We start from the raw sequence: 22,821 nt of genomic DNA, 5'->3' as shown, positions 1-22,821 counted from the left end.
ATGAAAATCATTGCCTTTTTCATTGGAATATTTTTAATCTCTCATCATTCTGTTAATGCACAAGACGAATACTTATTCAATGACTCCCATTTTCACTTGACCAATTACATTCAAAAAGGCACAGATATCCAGGAATTTCTGAAAATTATGGGTAATGCTGTTGGAAGGGTTGCACTATTTGGCATACCTCTTCAACAAACATGGTCTTATGAAAATACAGGAGATTACGCTCCGGGTTATTACCTTCAATCTGATGCTCCGCTTTATTATTACTCTTTTACTGATGCTCATATCGCAATGGCTTACAAATCTTTGTCAGAGGATGAGAAGCAAAGATTTGACCCGATGATCACTGGTTTTAATCCTGCAGATATGTATGCAGTAGATCACATTAAAAGGGTATTAAAAACATTTCCGGGTGTATTTAGCGGTATTGGAGAATTTTCTATCCATAAGGAATTTGTTTCCGCAAAAGTGGCAGGACCGACTGCTAGCATTAATAATCCTGCTCTCGACAAGATTCTGGATTTTTGTGAAGAATCAGGCTTACTGGTTATTTTACATAGCGATATCGATGTTCCTTTTCAAAAACCAAATCAATTACCTACCTATGTAAAGCAAATGCGGGATCTCTTTAGCAGACATCCTAATACTACCATAATTTGGGCACATACTGGTTTGGGAAGAGTTGTTCATCCTGCAAAAAGCGGAGCTATTTCACCTGGAGAAAGAACACCTGGACATCTGGAAATTATCGAAAAAGCATTGACTTTGGGTGAATTTAAAAATCTATACTTTGATATTTCATGGGATGAAGTAGCTAAATATGTAGTTTCCAGTCCTGAAAACATCCAGAAAACTGCTGATCTGATAAATAAGTATCCTGACAGGTTTTTATTTGGAACTGACGTTGTAGCTCCTGATTCGAAAGATATGTATTTGGCAGTATATAAGATGTATCAACCTCTTTGGGATAAATTAAATACTGAAGCTAAAAATAAAGTAACCAAGGAAAACTACATCAGGCTTTTTGATGCAGCAAATAAAAAAGTCAGGGCCTGGGAGGCAGACAATATGGATAAATAAGATTTAGCAGCGAAATATCAATCCGCAATTAAATAAAAAAAGCAGCCAGAGGCTGCTTTTGTAATGACTTTGAATATATAAACTAGAGGAGTTATTAATCAATAACTCGAACATTTACTGCATTCATGCCTTTTCTTCCTTGCTCAAGTTCGAACTCTACGTGATCATCTTCTCTGATCTCATCGATCAAACCTGATGCGTGTACGAAAATGTCTTCACTTGAATCTGATGGTTTAATGAAACCGAAACCTTTGGTTTCATTAAAAAACTTAACTGTACCTTCCATTATATATTAATTGTTATTAGTAATTCTCTTTTCTGTTATTAGGTCTTGATTGATCCCTTCTCTGCTCTTTCTTCTCTTTTTTCTCTTCTCTCTCCTCGGGTGGAGTTGTTGTTATATTTCCGTTTTCGTCAACATAAGCTAACATATCCTCCAAATCACCACCTTTGTCGTTATTTTCCTGGCGTTCCTTCTTCCTCTCTTCTTTTTCTTTTTTCTTTTGTAACTTCTTTTTCTCTTTTTGCCTTTTAATAAAGCTGTTTTGAGATCTTGCCATGAACTATCCTTTGAATTATAAATAAACAACCCGGCTTTTCCGGATTATTGACATATGGAATTTCCTGGTAAAACCAGCTTCCGGATTCAGAAAATAATACTTGAAACAATATTAATTGAGAGAGCTTATCCTATGAATCAATTATGCCTTGGTAGGAATAAATATAAACAAAAAACCTGACTAACAAAACAGGTCATCAAGGTTAATAATATTACTACGATACAAATGTACAAATATTTATCTGAAATAAAGAACTTTGTTATTAAATATTATTCGTCTCTCTTGCCTTAAATATTACTCAGAGTTCACCGGCTTCTTTGAGCTGGTTCACTTCTTCTTCGGTAAACATCCTTGAACGTATTATAAAACGGATTCCAAGCGGTATTTCCAACGAAAAGCTAGAACCCCTTCCTTTAGTAACATCAAGCGTTAAATGGGTATGTTTCCAATACTCATACTGATCTTTAGACATATAAAATTTACAGTCATCAATCTCTCCTAGTAATACATCGCTTTCACCTACTTTAAAATCTCCATCTTCAAAACACATTGGAGACGATCCATCACAACACCCTCCACTCTGATGAAACATTAAAGGTCCATAACGGTCTTTAAGTTGCTTAATTACTTCTGAAGCCTCTTTAGTCTGACTGATCTTTTCTACCTTCTCCATAGTATAATTTAATTAATAAAAGAAGAGAAGGCAACTTACCTTCTCCTTCTTTCACTTACCACGCAATAAAATCTACTAAAAGAAACCCAACTTATTTTTATCATACGAAATGAGCATGTTCTTTGTATTTCGATAATGATTTAACATCATTTTGTGGTTCTCTCTACCGAAACCTGATTTTTTATATCCACCAAATGGAGCATGAGCCGGGTATGCATGATAGCAATTAACCCAAACTCTACCAGCTTTTATCGCTCTTGGCATCTGGTAGATCTCGTGTGCATCTCTTGTCCATAATCCTGCTCCGAGACCATACAATGTGTCGTTAGCAATCTCAATGGCCTCTTCCATGTCTTTAAAGGTGGTTACACATGTTACAGGGCCAAATATCTCTTCCTGGAAAACACGCATTTTATTATGCCCTTTAAATATGGTCGGTTCGATATAGTATCCATTTTCAAGATCACCATCTAATTCTGCTTTTTTTCCTCCACATAATACTTCGGCTCCCTCTTGTTTACCTATATCCAAGTAGGATAAGATTTTTTCAAACTGATCATTTGAAGCCTGGGCGCCCATCATGGTATCTTCGGCAAGAGGATGTCCCATTTTGATTGCTTTTGTTCGATCGACCACTCTTTCCATAAAGGCATCATAAATAGATTCGTGAACCAGTATTCTTGAAGGACAGGTACAAACTTCACCCTGGTTAAGTGCAAACATTACTGCACCTTCAATACATTTATCAAAATATTCGTCATCTGCTTCCATTATACTCGGCATAAAAATATTTGGGGATTTACCTCCAAGCTCCATAGTTACCGGAATCAGGTTTTCAGAAGCATACTGCATAATCAATCTACCTGTTGTGGTTTCCCCAGTAAATGCGACTTTTGAAATTCTTGATGAAGTAGCTAATGGCTTTCCTGCTTCAGGACCGTAGCCTGTTACAATATTTATAACTCCATCAGGAACTATATCTTTAATAAGATCCATAAGTATCATTATACTTGTAGGAGTCTGCTCCGCAGGTTTAACTACTGTACAGCATCCGGCGGCTAGTGCAGGGGCAATCTTCCACGTTGCCATCAATAATGGGAAATTCCAGGGAATTATCTGCCCCACAACACCTAATGGTTCCTGGAGATTGATACTAACTGTATTTGGATCATGTTCGGAAATGCTTGATTCATCTGCACGAATTGCTCCGGCAAAATACCTGAAATGGTCAACACATAAAGGAAGATCAGCTGCTCTAGTTTCGCGTAAAGCCTTACCATTATCAATAGTTTCAACACGAGCCAGTTGCTCCAGGTTTTCTTCGATAACATCTGCAATATCAAGAAGTACTTTAGCTCTTTCTGCAGCAGGAGTTTTAGACCATGTGGTAAAAGCCTTATGAGCTGCATCAATAGCTTTTTCTACATCATCCTTATTACCTCGCGCTGCACGGGTGAAGGCTTCTCCATCAATTGGACTAATATTATCAAAATACTCTCCACTCGACGGAGCAACCCATTTACCTCCAATGAAATGATCATAATGAGGTTTGAATTGCGGCCTGTCAACCGTAGTTTGTTTTTTAGTTGCTGTTTTCATGTTTGGGGTTGTTTTAGTATTAAATTTCTAATTTCTCCCAAATATTTAACTTAAACTTTGCCCACAGTCTGTTTACATATTCTATTAGTCTGTATTTGATCGAAAATTCAAAATATTATTCCAACCAAAAACACTTTTTTAGTGGATTATAATCAAAAAAAATATTACATTAAAATAAATCCTAACTAGCTCAAACCTGTGAAAAAGCATCTCATTGATACTTTCCCCTTTAATGAAAAAAGGTCTTTACTTACTCTTGTTGAAAACAGGACTTCCTATTCCTTTGACTCATGTGAATTAAACTTATTTGAAACCCATCAGACAGTCGAAAATGTAAATCTGGTCTTTGATCATTTTGTATTTACGAGCATGCTCAAAGGAAAAAAGATAATGACTTTACCGGATAGACCATCATTTGAATACCTGCCGGGAGAATCTGTAATATTGCCACCTGGAGAATTAATGAATATTGATTTTCCAGAAGCAGAAAAAGGGAATCCAACTCAATGTATCGCCTTGACAATATCTGATGAAATAATTTTAGATACGGTCCATAAACTGAAAGAACTTCATCCAAAAGAAGACTCATGGGGAGATTGGGATATTGACCCGTCAATATTTCATATGAACAATAACTTTGATCTTGCTGATGCAATTAATAGAATTGTCAGAATCACTAAGAGTGAAAAGGGTAAAATTAAGGATATAATGATCGACCTGACCTTAAAAGAAATGCTCGTCAGGCTTATGCAAACCCAGGCAAGGGTGGTCTTTGAATCCTCTTACAATCAACTAGCAGGAAATAATAGTCTTGCAGCGGCAATCCAGTTCATTAAAACCAACCTTAGAAATAATATAGATCTTGGCAAAGTTGCCGAGGTAGCCTGCATGAGTAGAGCAACTTTTTTTAAAAAATTTAAAGAATCGATGGGTCAAACCCCGGCTCATTATATTCTCAAAGAGAGAATTAAACTCGCTAAAAATGAATTGAAAAATACATCCCAAAATATTACTGCTGTCTGCTATTCCTGTGGATTTGAAAATCTATCTCATTTTATTAAAGCATTTAAACAGGAAACCGGCTATACACCTAAAAGCTTTCAGACTTCAAAAACTTTTTAACCGAAGGTAAATGAGTATAATACATTTGATTTCCGGTCCACGGAACATCTCTACCGCATTAATGTATGCTTTTGCACAACGATCTGATACAAGTGTTATTGACGAACCTTTTTATGGTTATTACTTAAAAAATACTAATATCGTTCATCCGGGCAGGGAGGAAATCTTAAATTCTATGGAGTATGACCCTGAAAAAGTAACCAATAATCTCTATTCAATTGCTGAAAAGACTCCAGTATTGTTTATAAAGGATATGGCAAAACATATTCAAGGACTTAACAGGGATTTTATGAACGAAATGCATAATGTCTTTCTAATACGAGAACCATCTCATATTATCACTTCTTTTTCTAAGGTTGTCGATCAAATCCCTGAAAAAGAAATAGGATATAGTTACTCTCTTGATCTTTTTAACCACCTGACCAAAAAGGGTAAAAATCCGCTGGTTATTGATTCCGGAATTGTTCTTCAGAGTCCTGAATCATCTTTGAAGAAAATTTGCGGAGCTCTTAATATTGAGTATGACAGTTCAATGCTTTCCTGGGAACCCGGCCCAAGGCCGGAAGATGGGATATGGGGAAAATATTGGTACGCAAATGTCCATAATAGTTCTGGATTAAAACAAAAGACTGAAGAACCAAAAGATGTGCCTGAAAAGTACCTTTCTCTTTATAAACAGTCATTGAAATACTATAATAAATTATTAAAACACGCTATTAGATAAACCATGCTACAACAATTTAATCCGAAAAATAAAGACATAAAAGTTTGGGTAGGAAATAAACTGTATCCCCGTAATGAGGCCAAAGTATCCGTTTTTGACAGTATTGTACAAGGAGGAGATGGTGTCTGGGAAGGATTACGTATATATAATGATCATATTTTTTGTCTTGATCAACATCTTGAAAGGCTTGAATATTCAGCAAAAGCGCTGGCATTCGAAGATATTCCTGACAGGCAATTTATAAAAAAGGCCTTAGCTGAAACCTTGAGAGCAAATGGGATGACTGATCAAACCCATGTCAGGCTTACACTAACCCGAGGAGAAAAAATCACTTCGGGAATGGATCCCCGACTTAATACAAAAGGCTCAAACCTAATTATCCTCGCCGAATGGAAACCACTGGTTTATGATAATGAAAATGGCATAAGAGTGATTACTTCATCTATACAAAGAAACTCTCCAAGGCATCTGGATAGTAAAATCCATCATAACAATTTGTTAAATAACATACTTGCAAAAGTCCAGGCAAATTTCGCTGGAGTTGATGCCGGAGTAATGCTGGATACCAATGGTTTTGTATCAGAACTAAATGATACTAATTTATTTATGGTGCATAAAAATAAAATCTACACTCCTTACGCAGATGCGTGCTTACCAGGGATTACCCGGGGATTGGTTATTGATGTAGCGCGGGATTCAGGTCTTGAAGTTGTTGAAAGAAACTTATCGATCAATGAATTTTATAATGGTGATGAAGTTTTTTGTACTGGTACAATGGGCGAGTTAACTCCTGTCATGGAGATAGACGGAAGGAAAATAGAAAATAAAACAGGAACTAACCTTCGAGGATTTCTGGTTGATAAAATCCATGAATTAATCCCAACATTAGGAGAAAGAATAGATGATCTTAAATGAATTAATTAATGTCTGTCCACGAACTCTTTGATCATCTGAGCCTGTAACTGGCTTACATATGGGTGATCGGGAGCTTTATTTAATAAGACCAGCGTATAAGCAAATTTAGAAAGCTTCCAGTCATGTGATAGTGTATGCTTATTTTCGTCAGAAATAAAATATTTTCTGAAGTGTTCCTCAACAGGAATACCACTATTCATACAGACTTGAATTGCTTTACTTATTGCCTCAGACATGTCCTCTGAGACATCCTTACCTGTGATCTCAATTATATTAGATGCATTATAAGACAGATTTTTATCCCTTAAAGCTTCTTCAAACCGACTAAAAGTAGGATTAGTGCGGACAGTGCCGTAATTTATAATTTCATAGATCATAATTAGAATTCGGTTGCTGTTTAAACATATTGTTTTCTAAGACTTTCTTTAAAGTTTTTAAGAATTTCTTTTTGTTCACTATTTAGTTTTTCTGGTAGTTTGGCTTGTATTTTAATATACAGATCACCATTACCTTGCTGACCATACACAGGCATTCCCTTTCCTTTAAGACGGAAAGTTTTACCGTTTTGTGTTCCTTCCGGAAGTTTTATCTTTACTTTTCCCGATAAAGTGTCTACTTCTGTTCCTCCACCTAGCATCATTGTGAAAATATCTACATCATGGTCGAGATAGAGATCATCACCTTTTCTATTATATCTGCTGTCTTCCCTGACTTTAACATTTAAAATTAAGTTTCCTCTTGTACCTGTAGGACCTGGCTGACCTTTACCTTTTATTCTTAATTTAAGACCTTCATAGGCTCCCGGCTTAATTTTTACTTTGATCTTTTCAGAGCCAACCGTAATAATCCTTTCTGTACCCTGAAATGCTTCGTGAAGCGAAATATTCAGATCTCCTGTTAAATCACTTCCAGGAACATTTTGTTCACCAAACCCTCCAAAACCTCCTCTGCTCCTACCTGAAGAACGTCTGCCGCCACCACCGAAGAACGATTCAAAGAAATCTGAGAATCCACTTCCTCCGAAAAATTCAGATGGATCGCCTTGAAATTGATATTCAAAACCTCCACCTCGTCCACCAAATGGTCCGCCAGCTGCATTTGGATCAAATCCTGCATTTTGATATTGTTTCCAGTTTTTACCTAATTTATCATACTGGTTTCTTTTTTCAGGATCACCCAAAACCTCATAAGCTTCGCTAATGTCTTTAAATTTATCTTCAGCAGCTTTATCATCCGGGTTTTTATCAGGATGGTATTTTACAGCAAGTTTTCTATATGCTTTTTTTATTTCATCCTGAGATGCTTTCTTATTTACTCCCAAAATATCGTAATAATCCTTATAATCCATCTTGAAAGGTTTATATTAAAGTTAATCATTTGAACAAAAAAACGGACCAAAATGCCCGTCTTTTAATGTGAGAAAAATCACATAAAAAAAGAGCGGGATAATATCCTCCCGCTCAAATATTCTATGATACATCAATATTTTTTGGAGGTCTTGGTTTTGCCTCTTCCTTTTTAGGTACAAAAATATCAAGAACTCCATCAGTGTATGAAGCTTTAATTTTTTCTCCATCTGCTGATTCAGGTAGTGTGAATTTTCTCAAGAAAGAAGTGTATAAGAACTCTCTTCGAGTATAATTCTCATCCTCTTCAGTTTCCTGTTCTTTCTTATCAGCTGATATAGTTAGAACATTATCTTCTAATTCTATATTAAAATCTTTTTTCTTCATACCGGGTGCAGCTAACTCTATGTTGTAGCTGTCCTCAGATTCCTTCACATTCACTGCAGGAAGTGAGGTTCGATTTGCCATAGCGTTTCCTGTTCCCCAACTTTCATCCTGGTTGAAGAAGTCATCAAACAAACCATTTAATGTTGGAAACATGTCTCTTCTGGATCTAATAAGTGTCATATTTAGCTGGTTTTGGTTCAACATCTATTTCACTTATATAAAGGCAAAAAATATTCCAATTATCAGCAGTATTGGTTTAAATGTCATTTTGACACAAAACGCTTAAAATCAAGGTATTAAAAAGTTAAAATGTCAGATTTATGTGGAATAAATTGCTGCAAAAGTGTCACATTTACTCAACGCTTTACCACACCTATATGCATTAAAGCATCGCCCTGGTGAACGATTGGGTTATGGTTGAGACCAATAACATAACCTGCTGCTGGAGCTTTCACCTTTAATTCAAAATCCCCAAATGGATCAAAGATATTTCCGACAACCTGGTTTTTTTGTACCAACTCACCATATTTAACGGTTGATAAAAATACTCCCGAGTTACCCGCTCTAACCCATGATGAATTTTTAATTACATGTGTTTCATCGACTGGATCAATATAGTTATCAGTCATCCCCATTTTATTCATTAGACGAACAGTACCATTTATCCCTTCATTTATAGCAAATTCATCGAATCGAGAAGACTCCCCTCCTTCATATACAATAATTTGCTTTCCCTCCTTAGCTGCAGATCTTCTTAATGAATTTGGCCGGTAAGGACTACTTAAAGTAAATGGAGCGCAAAAAGCATCAGCCAGTGTTTTGTTGCGTTCATCATCTAACTTACATCTAACCTGGGGGTAATTTGTCCTGTCTGCACCTCCTGTATGAAAATCAATACCAAAATCAATCAAAGGTACTATATCTTTCATGAGGTAATATGCTATCCTTGATGCTAATGAACCATTTTTATTGCCTGGAAAGGAACGGTTAACATCTTTTCCATCTGGTACATACCTGGAAAAATGTATGAATCCATAAATATTTATAACCGGGATACAAATTACCGATCCGGCAGAGCACCTATGAAGACCTCTTTCAATAATTCTCCTGATTATTTCGACCCCGTTAATCTCATCTCCGTGCATTCCTCCTGTTAATAATAATACCGGCCCGGGATTAGTAGAACGATATGTAGTTATCGTTATATCTATCGGCGAATGTGAAGGTAGCTTGGCTATATTCACATCTATCTTCTTCTCTTCACCGGGCAAAACAGGGATTTTATTTATTTCCATTATTGGCTATTAGATATTTCTTTTCAAAAATAAAATTTATAACTAATTAATTAACCTGAAGTTAACAATTACAATTACTAAATGAATGGTCAACTAAATATTTGTAAGTTTGTAGTAACAGACCAAAATCAAATCATTCTAACTCTATGAAAACAATATTTTCTTTTTTTATTCTTCTGATACTTTCCTCAGAGGTACAGATACCTACTGATATTCAGGATCAATCTTCATTTGTCTTCATTGACGAGCTTTCTGATGACTTTGTTTATGACATGAGGTATGCTACTGAAAATAACTTTATCAACAAAAAAGTTTATGACTGTAATAAGTGCATGATCCGAAAAGAGGTAGCAAAGGCACTGATCGAAGCTAATAAAGAATTCATGGAAAAAGGATACAGGATCAAATTTTTTGATTGCTATAGACCATTGGATGTCCAGAAGGAAATGTGGAAAATATATCCAAAACCCGGATACGTAGCAAACCCATATAACGGTGGATCAATTCACAATCGCGGGGGAGCAGTGGATATCACTCTTGTAGATGAAGCGGGGAATGAACTGGAAATGGGAACGGATTTTGATTTTTTTGGAAAAAAAGCTAATCACACATACAAAAATCTATCTGATAATATTTTACAAAACAGATTATTACTAAAAACAGTAATGGCTAAGCACGGTTTTAAGCACATTAACACCGAATGGTGGCACTATAATTTTAACAACGCCAGGAAATATTCAATTTCTAACCAAAAAACAGAATGTGATTAAAATGGATAATAATCTTGGAAAAAATCAGATCGAGATAGGTTCAGCGATCAGACTACCCAAATCGGATAAATCGATTACTGTTTACACAACAATAACTGATAAAATTCATATTGATATTTTGTCAGAAAAAACACCTGATTTGCCATTTAAGCTACTTATGTCAAGCCTAAAAAGCAATGATCAACTCAAAAAGGCAAAAGAACTGGTAATAATAACTCATAAAGGAAAAGAGATAGCAAAAATTGTAAATGGGGAATTTAAGATTACAAAACTTAACTTTTTTGTAAAATTATTTTTTAAAAGTATTTTTTAAGATCCTGGCTTTTTACTTCTTTGGGTAAGACTCCAAATTCTTTTCTAAAGGCTGAGGTGAAATGACTCAAATTAGCATAGCCTATTTTTTTGCCCGCTTCTGTCACGTTACATTCATTTGATTCTATCCACTGATAAGCTTTTTTAGTTTGGATTTTCGAATATATCTGCCCACACTTATATCCAGGTTATCAGCAAATAACTTTTTTAGTTTGGCCGAACTAATCTCAAGTTCTTCTGCCAGCCCCTCAACAGTAATTACCTCATTGATATGTTCATTAATAACTTGAATAGCGTGATTTAATAAATCACTATCTACATCTTTAAAACGCAAACTTTTAAAATCATAATCATTTAAGTATTCCAAATATAAAGCCAGAATTTGATCGACTTTTGCTTTTAACAGTGGGTAATTTCTCTTTTCTTCATTTAAATCTGTAATGATAGAATGGATTATCTCTACTACATTTAATTGTACTTTACCTCCTAAGTAAAGCTTATCACGATATGTCAATAGGTTATGTAGTTCCTCTTTAAGATTCATTAAATCCAGAAAGTTTCTTCGAATATAATCCTGATTTGCCACTATGGAAAAATTGTGATGATCCTGATCTTCATGATATTTCAATTCACAATCCAGATAAGAATTCGATAGTAAAACATTGAAGTTTTTAGATGTTAGTTTTCCAATTTGGGAATTAGGTTCCGGAAGGTAAACTATATCACTTTGCCCCTTTAAATGAAAGTCAATCTGAATGAGAAAAGAGGAACTGTCAGATTTTCGCAGAATATTTACAGGAGCATCTGTATTGAATTTGTTATACATAAAAGATAACTCTGGAGTTAAATTAAGCTTATAGGTAAAACCATTTACTCCATCATCTTCCACTAATAGGCAATCATTTTTCCATTCACCTGTAAATCTATTTACAATGCTTTTGCAGATATTATCTAAATGATCAATTTGATATTTAATTAAATACATTCTTACAGATCCCTGGAAAAATTAAATATAACGTAGTTGACTTAGTTGAATAAGCACAGCCTAAATATTACTTAATTTAAAATTAAAATTGAAATAATTCAATTTTTATTTTAATACAATTTTTATTTGAAAAATATATTACAGTAAAAGTCAAGAATTAAGGACAAAAAATAGCATCAAGGAAATTCTTGATGCTATTTTTTTAATTAACTGGTTTGTTTACATTATTGATAATAAATCTCATGCATCCATAGCAAACCATCTGGAGAGAAAGCCGCTCTAACTGCATCTTTGTGATATTTAATTACTTTACCCGCTGATGGACTATTATAATATCCCGAACTATAAGCATTCTGATCCCATTTTCCGTACGGATCATGTACGGTATAATAGGTCCCATCAAATCCAAGGAATACCAATACATGCCCATAGCTAGTTGTATAACCATGAGCAATTACAGGTTTGCCCTCTTTTAAAACTTGATTCATTTTTGACAGTGATCCTCGGGTTGTTCCCTTTACCCTCACATTTAACCCAAAATACGCAGCCTCAGAATTAAAAACTGATTCAAGCCCAGGAACAGTTTGTGCTCTATCTGTACCTCCATAATAATTAGAAATATCGTCTGGAGTTGTATTTCCTCCGTAATAGTTAATTACCATGGCAATCGCTGTATTTTGACATGAGCCATAAGGATTGTAATCATTGTCTAATTGATAAAAATAAGGAACTCCGGCAATATAAGTAGAAGAAGATTTAAGACTGGTAACTCTAAAACTGTTTGATACAGGAGGTACAACGCCTTCTTTAACTAAAATTTGGTAAATAGCCATTACCGATTCAGCTCTGGAGGCATTTCTTAATGGATCAAGTTTTGCTTTTGTAGGGTAATTAGCAATTAGTTTATTAAAAGCTGCTCTTGCCATAGCACCTCTCGCCCAGGAAGGGATATCCGTATAATCTGAAAAGTAGCTTAAAATTGACTCATTAGCATTATCTAACCCTGAATGGCTTGCCAAAGCTATTAACATTTGATATTTAGAAATCCTGTCATTCGGCCTGAAGGTCCCATCAGGATATCCAGATAAATAACCAGCTCTGGCTACCTGTAAAATTTGATTTTCTGCCCAATGTCCTGAAATATCTATAAATGACCTGTTTTGGTAATTTGGATTCAAATCGGGATTAATTGTAGCAGAAATCATAGCGGCAAACTCCGCTCTAGTTAAACTTTGGTCAGGCCTGAAGGTTCCGTCGCTATATCCAGATAGATAACCTTTGTTAATTAACTCTGAAATTTCAGACTCAGCCCAATGACCATCTATATCGGCTAATCCGTTATTTTGATTTCCAAAATCAGCAGCCCAATTTACATTTTCTAGAGTATTCCAAATACTAAGGGACGTTCCTCCTCCTGGAATTCTCCAAATTGAAGTTTCAGCGCCAGATGCTGCAATTGCATCATTAATCTGACTTGATGTTATCTGATCATATTCTGTACTAATTATATGATGAACAGGTTTTTTACACCCTAGTGATCGGTACTCATTTGTACCATAATCAACCCAGTATTTTGCATTTGACATATAAGATCCTCCCCATACCTCCAGATATGTTTGTGGCATATGTGCATCTACATATTGATCTATAATATCAACGCGCATTCCATGATCTTTCGGGTTGCCCCAGCTAGTACAATAAAGTTTAAATCCATTACCATATCCATCACTATTAGCTTCATTAATGGCCTTTCTAAATTCACCAAATAAACTATGCAGCTCAGAAGTTTTACCATCAAACTCTACTTCAATATCACTAACAAAACCCTGAAAACCTGCTTGAGCAGCATAATATACTGCGTTCGCCTGAGAATATTCATTTCCTGGATAGTTGTAAGCCCATGCCCAAACTTCCAAGCCCGCATTTTTATATGCGTTTACAACGGCTTGATCCTTATTTTCTTTCCAAATATTAGTGCCATCAGCAACTTTAACATAAATTCTGGATACGCCCATATCTACCAGATCGCTTGCTAAAGCAGAGTGACTAGAATATCCTGTACCCTCCAGGTACCAAAGCCACATCCCTAATTTGTTATTGCCAGAAATTCGTGCACTTTTCCTACCGCTAACTCCTGGCGGAATGCCTTTTTCAATTACATCACGACCATGTTCTTTTGGCGGAGTTGTTCTGATGGAGGAAGTTTTTTCATTGGTTTCAGAAATTGGATCTACTTGCTCATTGTTACACCCATGAAATACCAGCATTATCATCAATACCAGTAGATAGCATAATCTGTTCTTAATCATAATTCAATTTTGGTTTAAGATTATTAGTAAATCTCTAATGTATCACCAAGACTGAATCACTCAAAAATTAAGATATCTATTAATTGTCTACAGATTGCAAATCCCAAAACCTGTATATATCTACAAATATTCAAAATAAGGCTTTATAAGTTATTTAAAGTAATATCTGATCTCTACAATGCTTTTAAATATTCCACCAGGTTCTTTCCTTTTTCAAGACCTAACTTCTTCCTCAATCTATACCGGTTCATATCAATAGTCTTTGGTGCAACCCCCATTGCTATAGCAATTTCTTTTGAATTAAAATCCGATCTGAGTAAAATCGCTAACCGTTTTTCATTAACTGTTAATTTTTCAGCTTTATCCTGCAAATTCTGAATAAATTCATTCCATGCAGTGTCTTCCAAATAACTCTTATACCATTTTTCAGAATCGAAGTTTAATCGTTTTTGATATTGAGTTAATTTCTCCCTAATTCCCTTTATAAAGTTGTTATCTCCCTCTTTTTCCTGATTCAAGTATTTTTCAATTTCATTTCCAAAATCAACGAGTATTTTGTTTTTCTCCAGTAATAATGATCGTTGACTTAATAAATTCTCTTGTTTTTGAGCTAATTGGTTTGTCAAATTCTGCTTTTCTAATTCCAGTATTTTCAGACTATTCTCCTTTGCCCTATTAAATTCAATGTTATAGTTTACTTCAGCTTTTTTCCTTTTCTTTCGTTGGGAATAATATACTATTCCAAAAGCTAGTGATATAAATAAAAATGATATTGATATTAATGCTATTCGATTGCTAATAATCTTCAATTCTTCTTCCTTATTCGCTATCTGAAGTTTTTGAATAGCCAATAGATATTTTTGTTCTTCGGCGATTTCATTTACCCGGTTTTTTTGTTCATTAAGACGACGCTTTGCCTCGGCTTTATTAGAAAGTTGAAGAAATTGATAGGCCTTTTTATAATTTGAATTACCCTTATTTAATTCACTTTTTAAAAAATAATATTTTTCTAATTCTACCCGATTAGAATCCACATTATTCAAATTACCTCTTGCCCAATCAAGATATTTTTGTGCCTCTTGGTTGTTCCCAGATTGTATTTTCAGTTCCGCCAAACTTAAATAAGAAGAAAACAAATTTGCTGGTGAGTTTAACGTGTCATAAATCTCTGCAGCAGAAAGATAAAAACCTTCAGATAACGAGACATTTGATTGATTTTCATAATATAATTTCCCTAAATTATATTGAGTTGATGCAAATCCTCTGGCATATCCATAATTTTTAAACATTGAAGAAGCATTGAGTAAAATTGGTATTGCAAGGTCTGGCTTTTTACTTTCTATATAAACAGCAGCAATATTGTTCAGACATTGAGCGACACCTATATAGTTTTCATCCAGGGAATCGTAGTGCATTGCTTCATTGAGATAAGAAATGGCTTCATCATATCTTTCTACCTTTTTTAAAACAGAACCAATGTTACTTGCAGTTGTTGACAATTTTGACTCCTCTCCAAGCTGTTTTTTAATTTCAAAACCTCTTATAAAATAATAAAGTGCAGAGTCATATTGATATTCTGCGTATTTAACTAATCCTAGATTATTTAAAACCTTAGCAAACATTAAACTATCACGGATTGATTCTGCATCCATAACCATTTTTAGCGTTTGTTCAGCTTTAATTAACTGATTCTTATAATAATAAGTGACGCCCAGGGTAAGGTTATTTTTAGAAAACAGTATTTGTGAGGGATCCGCAATTAATAAGTCTTTATTTTTATTTAATAAGAAAATAGCAGAATCGAATTGATTAAGCAAAAGCAAAGTTTCTGCTCCATATATTCTCGAAAGTATAATTTTCTCTTTCGATCCACAGGAAATAGCTTCATTAAAGCCTTTCAGAAATGAATTTAAAGCCTTTTTAGGGTCTGACTTTCTAATTTTAAGACCTTCTTTTATAAATTTCTGAGCCAGACAGCTTTCTTGTAAATTATGATTACCATATGAATTGGAAATTAATAAACTACTCAGTAGGAAAAATAAAAAAATCACTCGCATTTAAAATCATGGTATGGTTGAAAGAATTATTAGACTGAGAAAAGTCTAATTCAATAATATCATACCCATGAACTTAAAAGTCAAGGATTTTAATTACTTAAATGCCATATTCAGGATTTTAAATGGAAGCATAATTAATTCCTTTAACAGATCGAAAGCTAATTCAATGGAAAGACCCAGGATTGTAAACGGTAGGGATAAAACCCATACTACTGGAAACAAAAAGAATACTAATAGAGCTAATGGCCAGCAAATTGCAAGTAAAATCATCCAAAGTAAAAAACCTAAAAGTGTTCTCATATCTATTTAGTTAGTTTACAAGCTATACTTCAACTATCAAACCAAACTCTCAACTAACTGACTTACAATATTTTATGATTTAATTAATATTAAAAAGTATTCGTTTGTGTACATGTTTTGTTCATAAGTGTACATTTCTGAATTAATTTTTGGTATATAAATTTGAAATATTGTCTATAATTTTAAGCTATGAAGCGGAAGGAACTAGAGATAACAGAAATAAATGAGTTACTATTTGAACTTCAAAATGACTCTGATATAAAATTGATTTTTGACAATGACAAATGGCGCTTTACAATTTTAAAAGATAATAAAAAAGATTATCTAAGAATTCCCATAACAACAATTTATGAAGAAAATGAAGTTGTTCCTGTCTCCAGACACTTTGTTATTGCTTTAATCGAAACTGGGCATGCCGCACTTGCTTTATGTGATGAAGAAGAAATTCTCAATCATAAAGTATTTAAATCATATATGGTCAGAAAAAAGCAAGGTAAAAGTCAGTTGAAATACCTTAAAACTAAAGGGAAATCACGTGCTGGCTCGAGAGTCAGATTAGCCAATGCACTGGAATTCTTCGAAAACATCAATACTCGTTTAAATGATTACGAAGATGAATACTCCATAGATATTATTGCTTTAAGCTGTAATAAAACTATTCTCCCATTTCTTTATAACTCTAAAGTTGAGCCTCCATTTGATAAAAAAGATGACCGTCTTTATAAGATTCCAAAATATGTAGACACTCCCGGATATGAAGAAATGCTTGAAACTTATGAGTATCTAATTTCAGGAGAGCTATTTACTGAAAGTGATAATTTTATTTTGGAAGTTTAATGGATTGTTGATCTTTCTATTAGTTTGATGGCTTCCAGCTCATTTTCCCATCCCACAAAACTCACCGTGCCTTTACCTTTATAATTTGTAAACCATAACTTGATAATTTCCATTACTTTGGGATAGTTTAATTTAAATTCTTCAAATGAATCTATATTTTGAAGATTACTAACACTTCCGCTTTCGGGAACAGCTATAATCTTATCGTCTTTTTCCCCATTGTCAATTAATTTCAATATTGCTATTGGCCTAATTTCAATTGATCTACCTCCTGAAAGGGGTGCAGAAATAAGTAAAACATCCAAAGGATCTCCATCTCCACCCTCATTCTTAGATAACATTGTGTTTTTTATAAAACCATAATTTCCGGGGTACCCTAAAAAATCAATGATCCGGATTTTACCATTAAGGCTATCCGGCAATAATTCTCCGGATTCTTTATTCATTTCATATTTAGTAATTGTACCTGCAGGTATTTCGACCAACATTTCAATATTATTCTGGCCAAGAATCGGAATCCCCGATAAAATGAAAACAAGGAGATATATTTTCATGATTTAAAAATTTCAAACGCATAATTAGCAGTTGACCAAAATTCATCAAGATCGATAAGATTTTGTTTGAAAAAGAAATAAGATCAGGCCAGTCGTTTTCATTCATCACCTTTACTCCTTCTAAAACCTGGTAATAGCCTGGAAGTGGTATACCATATAAATAATCACCTTTATCATTAAATATCCATTCTTTACCAGTTTCAGACTCAAGCATCAACCTTAATTCCTTAAGTTGTTCCAATAGCAGGGAATTGATATCCGGATCTTTGTGATCTATTGCTATCCCGCACCAGGCCTTTTTATCTACAGCATCGAGTTTAAAACGAACTCCTTTAACTTCAGTTTTGTAATTAATCCAGTTAACCTTATCTCCTTCTGCAGAAGGTACAGGCCGCATAAACTGGCCAAGCTTTGTCCAGAACTCCCTCCTTTTGGCCGATGCCGCCTCTTTTGAGTACATTAAACGTTTAGCTTTATACTAACAGGGCAATGATCAGATTCAAAGTAATCAGGGTGAATACCAGTCTCTTCAACATTACTAACCAGTGAATCACTAACGAGAAAATAATCAAGACGCCATCCAATATTCTTTTCCCTGGCATTGGCCCGATAGCTCCACCAACTATAAGCTACTTCCTCCGGATTAAAATGTCTGAATGTGTCAGTGAATCCAGATTCAAGAAATGTTGTCATCCCATCTATTTCCTGCTGGGTATATCCTGCTGTTTTATTGTAATTTGATTTTGGCCTGGCTATATCAATAGGTTGATGTGCAACATTAAAATCTCCACATACTACAACGGGTTTATGTTCTTCTAAATTCTTTAGATAATTTAAAAAATCTTTATCCCATTCTGTTCTGTAAGGCAACCTCTTTAATCCGGATGATGAATTCGGAACATATACACTTACTAAATAAAAATCTGCGTATTCCGCAGCGATCACACGTCCTTCATTATCATGATCTTCCACCCCGATCCCATAATTAACACCAAGCGGTTCTTCTTTTGATAAGATGGCCGTTCCTGAATACCCTTTTTTTATGGCACTATTCGAATATATATGAAATCCTTCCAATTCATTCAAAGCTTCTTTCACCTGGTCATCCTGAGCCTTAGTTTCCTGTATACATAAAATATCAGGACTGATCTTGCCCAACGAATCTAAAAATCCTTTTCTTACTGCAGCTCTTATTCCATTCAAATTCCAGGATACAATATTTAGTGCCATTATATATTAATTTTAAATTCAAATTTTAAGAATTTAAAACTAATTCGTATCAGTCTTTCTTACAAGTATTCGTAGATTGACTGTAATAAAAAAAACCCGGCTAGACCGGGTTTAAAAATATTAATAAGATTAATTTAATCAAGTAGCCAGTTCTTTTTTACCTTTTCCTGAAATAAGAGTATCTTCTCCTTTTAGAATTAATGAAAGATCATTCTCTGATTCATTAGTGATCTCAACATTATCTTTAGTTATATCTACTTTTAAAACTATATCTCTGAAGTTAATTTTAAATGAATATCCTTCCCATTTAGAGGGTAAAAACGGATTAAGATGCAATTTTCCGTCTTTAATTACCATGCCTCCAAACCCTTTTATCACAGCCATCCATGTACCTGCCATCGAAGTAGTGTGACAACCATCCTCTGTATCATTGTTGTAATCATCAAGGTCCAGCCTGGCTGTGCGTAGATACATTTCATACGCTTTTTCCTCCATTCCAAGTTTAGAGGCAAGAATTGAATGTACGCATGGAGATAATGAAGATTCATGAACTGTCATTGGCTCATAAAACTCAAAATTCCTTTTAATTTCATCTATTGAGAAGTCATCCTCAAAAAAGTAGAGGCCCTGTAACACATCCGCTTGTTTGATGAAACATGATCTCAAGATTCTGTCCCATGACCAGTTTTGGTTAATAGGTCTGTCCTCTCCGTCAAGTTCATCAACAGGCATCAATACTTTATCAAGAAATCCATCTTGCTGCAGGTATACCTCTTTTTCCTCATCATAAGGAAAATACATCTTATCAATTACATCATTCCATTTACCTGTTTCCGAATCAAGATCAAAATTGACTTTATTCAAAACCCGGTCGTAATCAGAAGAATGATTTACCTTAACATAATCCAGCGCATCCAATGTATACTTCATAGTCCATGAAGCTATATAATTAGTGTACCAGTTATTGTTAACGTTATTTTCATATTCATTCGGACCGGTAACGCCAAGCATAACATATTTTTGTTTTGCTTCAGACCAGTTTACTCTCTGTGCCCAAAATCTTGAAATTCCAATTAAAACTTCTAGGCCATACTCCGCCAGATATGCCTGATCTCCGGTATATCTTGCATAGTCATATATAGCATAAGCTATCGCACCATTTCTATGGATTTCTTCAAATGTGATCTCCCATTCATTATGGCATTCTTCACCATTCATTGTCACCATTGGGTATAATGCAGCGCCATTTGTAAAACCTAGTTTTTCTGCATTCTCAATAGCTTTTTGAAGATGATTATAACGATAAACTAATAAATTTCGTGCTACGTGACTATCAGCAGTACTCATATAAAAAGGCAGACAATAGGCCTCCGTATCCCAGTATGTGCTTCCTCCGTATTTTTCACCGGTAAATCCTTTAGGTCCAATATTCAGCCTAGGGTCTTCACCTGTATAAGTCTGGTATAATTGAAAAATATTAAATCTGATACCCTGTTGAGCTGCGACATCGCCTTTGATAACTATATCTGCTTCGGTCCATTTGCTTTTCCAGGCCTCCGCCTGTTCTTTCTTTAAATTCGCAAACCCCTTTGTAGAAATTTTGGAAATCTCATCTTCAGCTACCTCTACCAGTTTATTTTCATCGTGATTTTGAGAAGAAATATTAGCAGCATATTTATAAACTGTTAATGTCTCTCCTTCTTTAATTACTGATTCAATGATATTAGATGCATATTTTTCTTTTTCAACTAACTCAGAATTTAAAGTAAGCTCTTTACCCTGGTGAATTATAGAATAGCTCATCGCTGAGCATACCACGAAATTTGTCTTCTTAGTCGAAGCTTTTACCCATGCCCTACCGTTTGAAGCAGACTGATCTAATGCATTCCAGAATTTTTCGTCATAATTTGAATCTTCATTAACTACATCAAAATCTATAAAAGGCTCAATTTTAATCGGAGCTGAAAAATTCTTTGCTTTGATCGAGTATTCGATTGCCCCTGTCTGATCATCTACTATGCTACAAAACCTGGTTGACTTAACTTCTACCTGATTTCCATTTTCGAGAGTAGCCGTAAAAGACCTTTCCAGGTAGCCTTCTTTCATATTGAGAACTCTTTTGAAGTCAGACACTTTTGCTTTGGCCAGATCCAGAGCTATACCATCTATCCAAATATTTATACCTATCCAGTTACTGGCATTAAGTACTTTGGCAAAATATTCTGGGTACCCGTTTTTCCACCAGCCCACACGTGTTTTATCCGGATAATAAACGCCAGCAATATAGTTGCCTTGTAGAGAGTCACCACTGTACTGTTCTTCAAAGTTTGCCCTTTGTCCCATTCGGCCATTTCCAAGTGAAAAAATACTCTCAGAAACACGATTGAGTTCGGGAACAAATCCTTCCTCGATTATATTCCATTCATCATGGATGATGTAGTCTTTCATACAGTTTTAGAATTTATCTTATTTGGGGTTATTCAAGGATTTTAATTCATCAAGTGTAATATCGGCCAAAGAGCTTCTTACAATGTCAGCTTTGCCTAAAATGTCAGGATCACCAATACCTACTACTTTAAATCTTCCGTTCTGTGCAGCTTCAATTCCTGCCAGAGCGTCTTCAAATACAATGCTGTTTTCAACTTTAACGTCAAGCTTTTCTGCGCCCATTATAAATATCTGTGGATCAGGCTTTGCTTTAGTAATCATTGTCCCATCAACTATGACGTCAAAATAATCGGTCATATTCAGTAAGTTAAGACACAACTTTGCATTTTTACTGGAAGATCCCAAGCCAATTTTGATGTCATTTTGTTTTAAAGTATCCAGAAACTGGCGTGCTCCAGGTAATTCATCACCGGGCTTCATTTCATTTACAAATTCCAGGTACCATTCATTTTTCCTGGCAGCTAGTTCTTCCTTTTTCTCCTGAGAAATTTCTTTTTTACCCTTTTTAAGTATAATGTCGAGTGAGTCCATTCTTGACACTCCTTTTAATTCTTCATTATCCTCTTCAGTAAAAGTAATACCCAGTTCTTGCGCCAGTCTTTTCCATGCTAAATAATGATATTTAGCTGTATCTACAATGACCCCATCCAGGTCAAATATACATGCTTTCACATCCATTTTAAGCGGTTGTAATTAGTGTTTATTTAGGTTATACAGTTGTCAAATATAAACTGTTGGTTAAATTCAGCAAACATTCATAAGAAAACTTGGGCCAACTCTAAATAGCATTATTTCACCAATAATTTTATGCAAACGTTTGATAATTGATTAAATGCCATTTTACCCAAATACACAAAATTTTATTTTTTTTCATTTTTGCTCATAAAATTTTACGATTCGTTAATTTATAAGAAATTACTACGCTGATTTTACGATTTATGCAAACGGTTACAGTAACATTATCAAATTATATAGATGTTTATTATTTATAATTTAATTCATCAAAATCATATATGAACAACTCATTAGAAATTATTCATCGTGATGGGCAATCTAAAGGTGTTTTTTATATTCCTGGCAAAGAAAGAAGACGATTAGCTGAGATAACCTATTCTAAATCAGGAGAAAAATACATTATTATTGATCACACATTTGTCACTAACTCCCTAAGAGGACAGGAGATCGGTGAAAGCCTGGTTAATAAAGTTGTGGAACTGGCAGAGAAACAAAATAAAAAAATCATACCCAAATGTCCGTATGCCAACAAATTAATGAAGAATGATTCAGCATATAATCATATACTTGCATAAAA

The 22,821-nt window shown here is 34.6% G+C and carries 26 protein-coding genes; 8 read left to right on the top strand and 18 right to left on the bottom strand.

Annotated elements, in window-relative coordinates:
- A complete protein-coding gene (locus DCC35_RS10480; protein ID WP_137090743.1) occupies positions 1-1,086 on the top strand; it encodes an amidohydrolase family protein in 1,086 nt (361 codons plus the stop codon).
- Positions 1,087-1,180: 94 nt separating this feature from the next.
- Here the strand turns inward: DCC35_RS10480 and DCC35_RS10475 are convergent, their stop codons facing one another.
- The 4 genes from DCC35_RS10475 to DCC35_RS10460 form a co-directional block, all read right to left on the bottom strand.
- Positions 1,181-1,375, bottom strand: coding sequence for a cold-shock protein (locus tag DCC35_RS10475; protein ID WP_137090742.1), 195 nt, complete (start codon positions 1,373-1,375; stop codon positions 1,181-1,183).
- Positions 1,376-1,388: 13 nt separating this feature from the next.
- Positions 1,389-1,646: a cold-shock protein gene (locus tag DCC35_RS10470; RefSeq protein WP_137090741.1), complete on the bottom strand. Its 258-nt coding sequence runs from the start codon at positions 1,644-1,646 to the stop codon at positions 1,389-1,391.
- Between the two features lie 298 nt (positions 1,647-1,944).
- Entirely contained in the window at positions 1,945-2,319 is a 375-nt protein-coding gene (locus DCC35_RS10465; RefSeq protein ID WP_137090740.1) for a DUF779 domain-containing protein, read from the bottom strand.
- Between the two features lie 75 nt (positions 2,320-2,394).
- Positions 2,395-3,918 carry an aldehyde dehydrogenase family protein gene (locus DCC35_RS10460; protein ID WP_137090739.1) on the bottom strand — a complete coding sequence of 508 codons (1,524 nt, stop codon included), beginning with the start codon at positions 3,916-3,918 and terminating at the stop codon, positions 2,395-2,397.
- 198 nt (positions 3,919-4,116) lie between these two features.
- On the opposite strand from DCC35_RS10460, the gene DCC35_RS10455 reads away from it, so the two are divergent.
- The 3 genes from DCC35_RS10455 to DCC35_RS10445 are packed head-to-tail and all read left to right on the top strand — an operon-like array spanning position 4,117 to position 6,679.
- Entirely contained in the window at positions 4,117-5,040 is a 924-nt protein-coding gene (locus DCC35_RS10455; RefSeq protein ID WP_137090738.1) for an AraC family transcriptional regulator, read from the top strand.
- A gap of 10 nt (positions 5,041-5,050) precedes the next feature.
- Positions 5,051-5,764 (top strand): sulfotransferase-like domain-containing protein, encoded by a 714-nt coding sequence (locus tag DCC35_RS10450; protein WP_137090737.1) that lies wholly within the window; start codon positions 5,051-5,053, stop codon positions 5,762-5,764.
- Positions 5,765-5,767: 3 nt separating this feature from the next.
- The gene (locus tag DCC35_RS10445; protein ID WP_137090736.1) at positions 5,768-6,679 is read left to right on the top strand and encodes an aminotransferase class IV; all 912 of its coding nucleotides are present in this window, start codon (positions 5,768-5,770) and stop codon (positions 6,677-6,679) included.
- A 5-nt stretch (positions 6,680-6,684) separates the two neighbouring features.
- On the opposite strand, the gene DCC35_RS10440 is transcribed toward DCC35_RS10445, so the two are convergent.
- From DCC35_RS10440 to DCC35_RS10425, 4 genes are all read right to left on the bottom strand, one after another.
- Positions 6,685-7,056, bottom strand: coding sequence for a hypothetical protein (locus DCC35_RS10440; RefSeq protein ID WP_137090735.1), 372 nt, complete (start codon positions 7,054-7,056; stop codon positions 6,685-6,687).
- A 20-nt stretch (positions 7,057-7,076) separates the two neighbouring features.
- Positions 7,077-8,027, bottom strand: a complete 951-nt coding sequence (locus tag DCC35_RS10435; RefSeq protein ID WP_137090734.1) for a DnaJ C-terminal domain-containing protein — start codon at positions 8,025-8,027, stop codon at positions 7,077-7,079.
- Between the two features lie 121 nt (positions 8,028-8,148).
- Entirely contained in the window at positions 8,149-8,592 is a 444-nt protein-coding gene (locus DCC35_RS10430) for an Hsp20/alpha crystallin family protein (protein ID WP_137090733.1), read from the bottom strand.
- Positions 8,593-8,768: 176 nt separating this feature from the next.
- Positions 8,769-9,707: a succinylglutamate desuccinylase/aspartoacylase family protein gene (locus tag DCC35_RS10425; RefSeq protein WP_137090732.1), complete on the bottom strand. Its 939-nt coding sequence runs from the start codon at positions 9,705-9,707 to the stop codon at positions 8,769-8,771.
- A gap of 146 nt (positions 9,708-9,853) precedes the next feature.
- Here DCC35_RS10425 and DCC35_RS10420 point away from each other — a divergent pair, with 146 nt between their 5' ends.
- On the top strand, positions 9,854-10,477 hold the full coding sequence (locus DCC35_RS10420; protein ID WP_137090731.1) for a M15 family metallopeptidase: 624 nt from the start codon (positions 9,854-9,856) through the stop codon (positions 10,475-10,477).
- Between the two features lies 1 nt (position 10,478).
- On the top strand, positions 10,479-10,790 hold the full coding sequence (locus tag DCC35_RS10415; RefSeq protein WP_137090730.1) for a hypothetical protein: 312 nt from the start codon (positions 10,479-10,481) through the stop codon (positions 10,788-10,790).
- Here the strand turns inward: DCC35_RS10415 and DCC35_RS22065 are convergent.
- From DCC35_RS22065 to DCC35_RS10390, 5 genes are all read right to left on the bottom strand, one after another.
- Entirely contained in the window at positions 10,774-10,917 is a 144-nt protein-coding gene (locus DCC35_RS22065) for a helix-turn-helix domain-containing protein (RefSeq protein WP_394347725.1), read from the bottom strand. The two genes, DCC35_RS10415 and DCC35_RS22065, sit on opposite strands and share 17 nt — an antisense overlap.
- Positions 10,914-11,774 (bottom strand): hypothetical protein, encoded by an 861-nt coding sequence (locus DCC35_RS10405; protein ID WP_137090729.1) that lies wholly within the window; start codon positions 11,772-11,774, stop codon positions 10,914-10,916. Before DCC35_RS10405 ends, DCC35_RS22065 begins: the two co-directional genes overlap by 4 nt.
- A 224-nt stretch (positions 11,775-11,998) precedes the next feature.
- Complete coding sequence (locus DCC35_RS10400; RefSeq protein ID WP_137090728.1) at positions 11,999-14,083, bottom strand: S-layer homology domain-containing protein; 2,085 nt, start codon at positions 14,081-14,083, stop codon at positions 11,999-12,001.
- A 173-nt stretch (positions 14,084-14,256) separates the two neighbouring features.
- Entirely contained in the window at positions 14,257-16,140 is a 1,884-nt protein-coding gene (locus tag DCC35_RS10395) for a tetratricopeptide repeat protein (RefSeq protein ID WP_137090727.1), read from the bottom strand.
- A 93-nt stretch (positions 16,141-16,233) separates the two neighbouring features.
- Positions 16,234-16,440: a hypothetical protein gene (locus DCC35_RS10390; protein ID WP_137090726.1), complete on the bottom strand. Its 207-nt coding sequence runs from the start codon at positions 16,438-16,440 to the stop codon at positions 16,234-16,236.
- 189 nt (positions 16,441-16,629) lie between these two features.
- On the opposite strand from DCC35_RS10390, the gene DCC35_RS10385 reads away from it, so the two are divergent.
- Positions 16,630-17,277 carry a hypothetical protein gene (locus tag DCC35_RS10385; protein ID WP_137090725.1) on the top strand — a complete coding sequence of 216 codons (648 nt, stop codon included), beginning with the start codon at positions 16,630-16,632 and terminating at the stop codon, positions 17,275-17,277.
- Here the strand turns inward: DCC35_RS10385 and DCC35_RS10380 are convergent.
- The 5 genes from DCC35_RS10380 to pgmB form a co-directional block, all read right to left on the bottom strand.
- A complete protein-coding gene (locus DCC35_RS10380; RefSeq protein WP_137090724.1) occupies positions 17,274-17,831 on the bottom strand; it encodes an inorganic diphosphatase in 558 nt (185 codons plus the stop codon). The genes DCC35_RS10385 and DCC35_RS10380 overlap by 4 nt on opposite strands.
- The gene (locus tag DCC35_RS10375) at positions 17,773-18,291 is read right to left on the bottom strand and encodes a DUF4268 domain-containing protein (RefSeq protein ID WP_137090723.1); all 519 of its coding nucleotides are present in this window, start codon (positions 18,289-18,291) and stop codon (positions 17,773-17,775) included. Before DCC35_RS10375 ends, DCC35_RS10380 begins: the two co-directional genes overlap by 59 nt.
- Positions 18,291-19,061 (bottom strand): exodeoxyribonuclease III, encoded by a 771-nt coding sequence (locus tag DCC35_RS10370; RefSeq protein ID WP_137090722.1) that lies wholly within the window; start codon positions 19,059-19,061, stop codon positions 18,291-18,293. The genes DCC35_RS10375 and DCC35_RS10370 overlap by 1 nt, the downstream gene beginning before the upstream one ends.
- A gap of 138 nt (positions 19,062-19,199) precedes the next feature.
- On the bottom strand, positions 19,200-21,509 hold the full coding sequence (locus DCC35_RS10365) for a glycoside hydrolase family 65 protein (protein ID WP_137090721.1): 2,310 nt from the start codon (positions 21,507-21,509) through the stop codon (positions 19,200-19,202).
- Positions 21,510-21,527: 18 nt separating this feature from the next.
- Positions 21,528-22,187, bottom strand: coding sequence for a beta-phosphoglucomutase (gene pgmB / locus DCC35_RS10360; RefSeq protein ID WP_137090720.1), 660 nt, complete (start codon positions 22,185-22,187; stop codon positions 21,528-21,530).
- A 335-nt stretch (positions 22,188-22,522) separates the two neighbouring features.
- Here pgmB and DCC35_RS10355 point away from each other — a divergent pair, with 335 nt between their 5' ends.
- The gene (locus DCC35_RS10355; protein ID WP_137090719.1) at positions 22,523-22,819 is read left to right on the top strand and encodes a GNAT family N-acetyltransferase; all 297 of its coding nucleotides are present in this window, start codon (positions 22,523-22,525) and stop codon (positions 22,817-22,819) included.
- Positions 22,820-22,821: the final 2 nt, after the last annotated feature.

It is taken from the genome of Mangrovivirga cuniculi, from assembly GCF_005166025.1.
In the GTDB taxonomy this organism is placed as follows: Bacteria; Bacteroidota; Bacteroidia; order Cytophagales; family Cyclobacteriaceae; genus Mangrovivirga; species Mangrovivirga cuniculi.
This window is presented reverse-complemented; position numbering and strand designations above follow the sequence as displayed.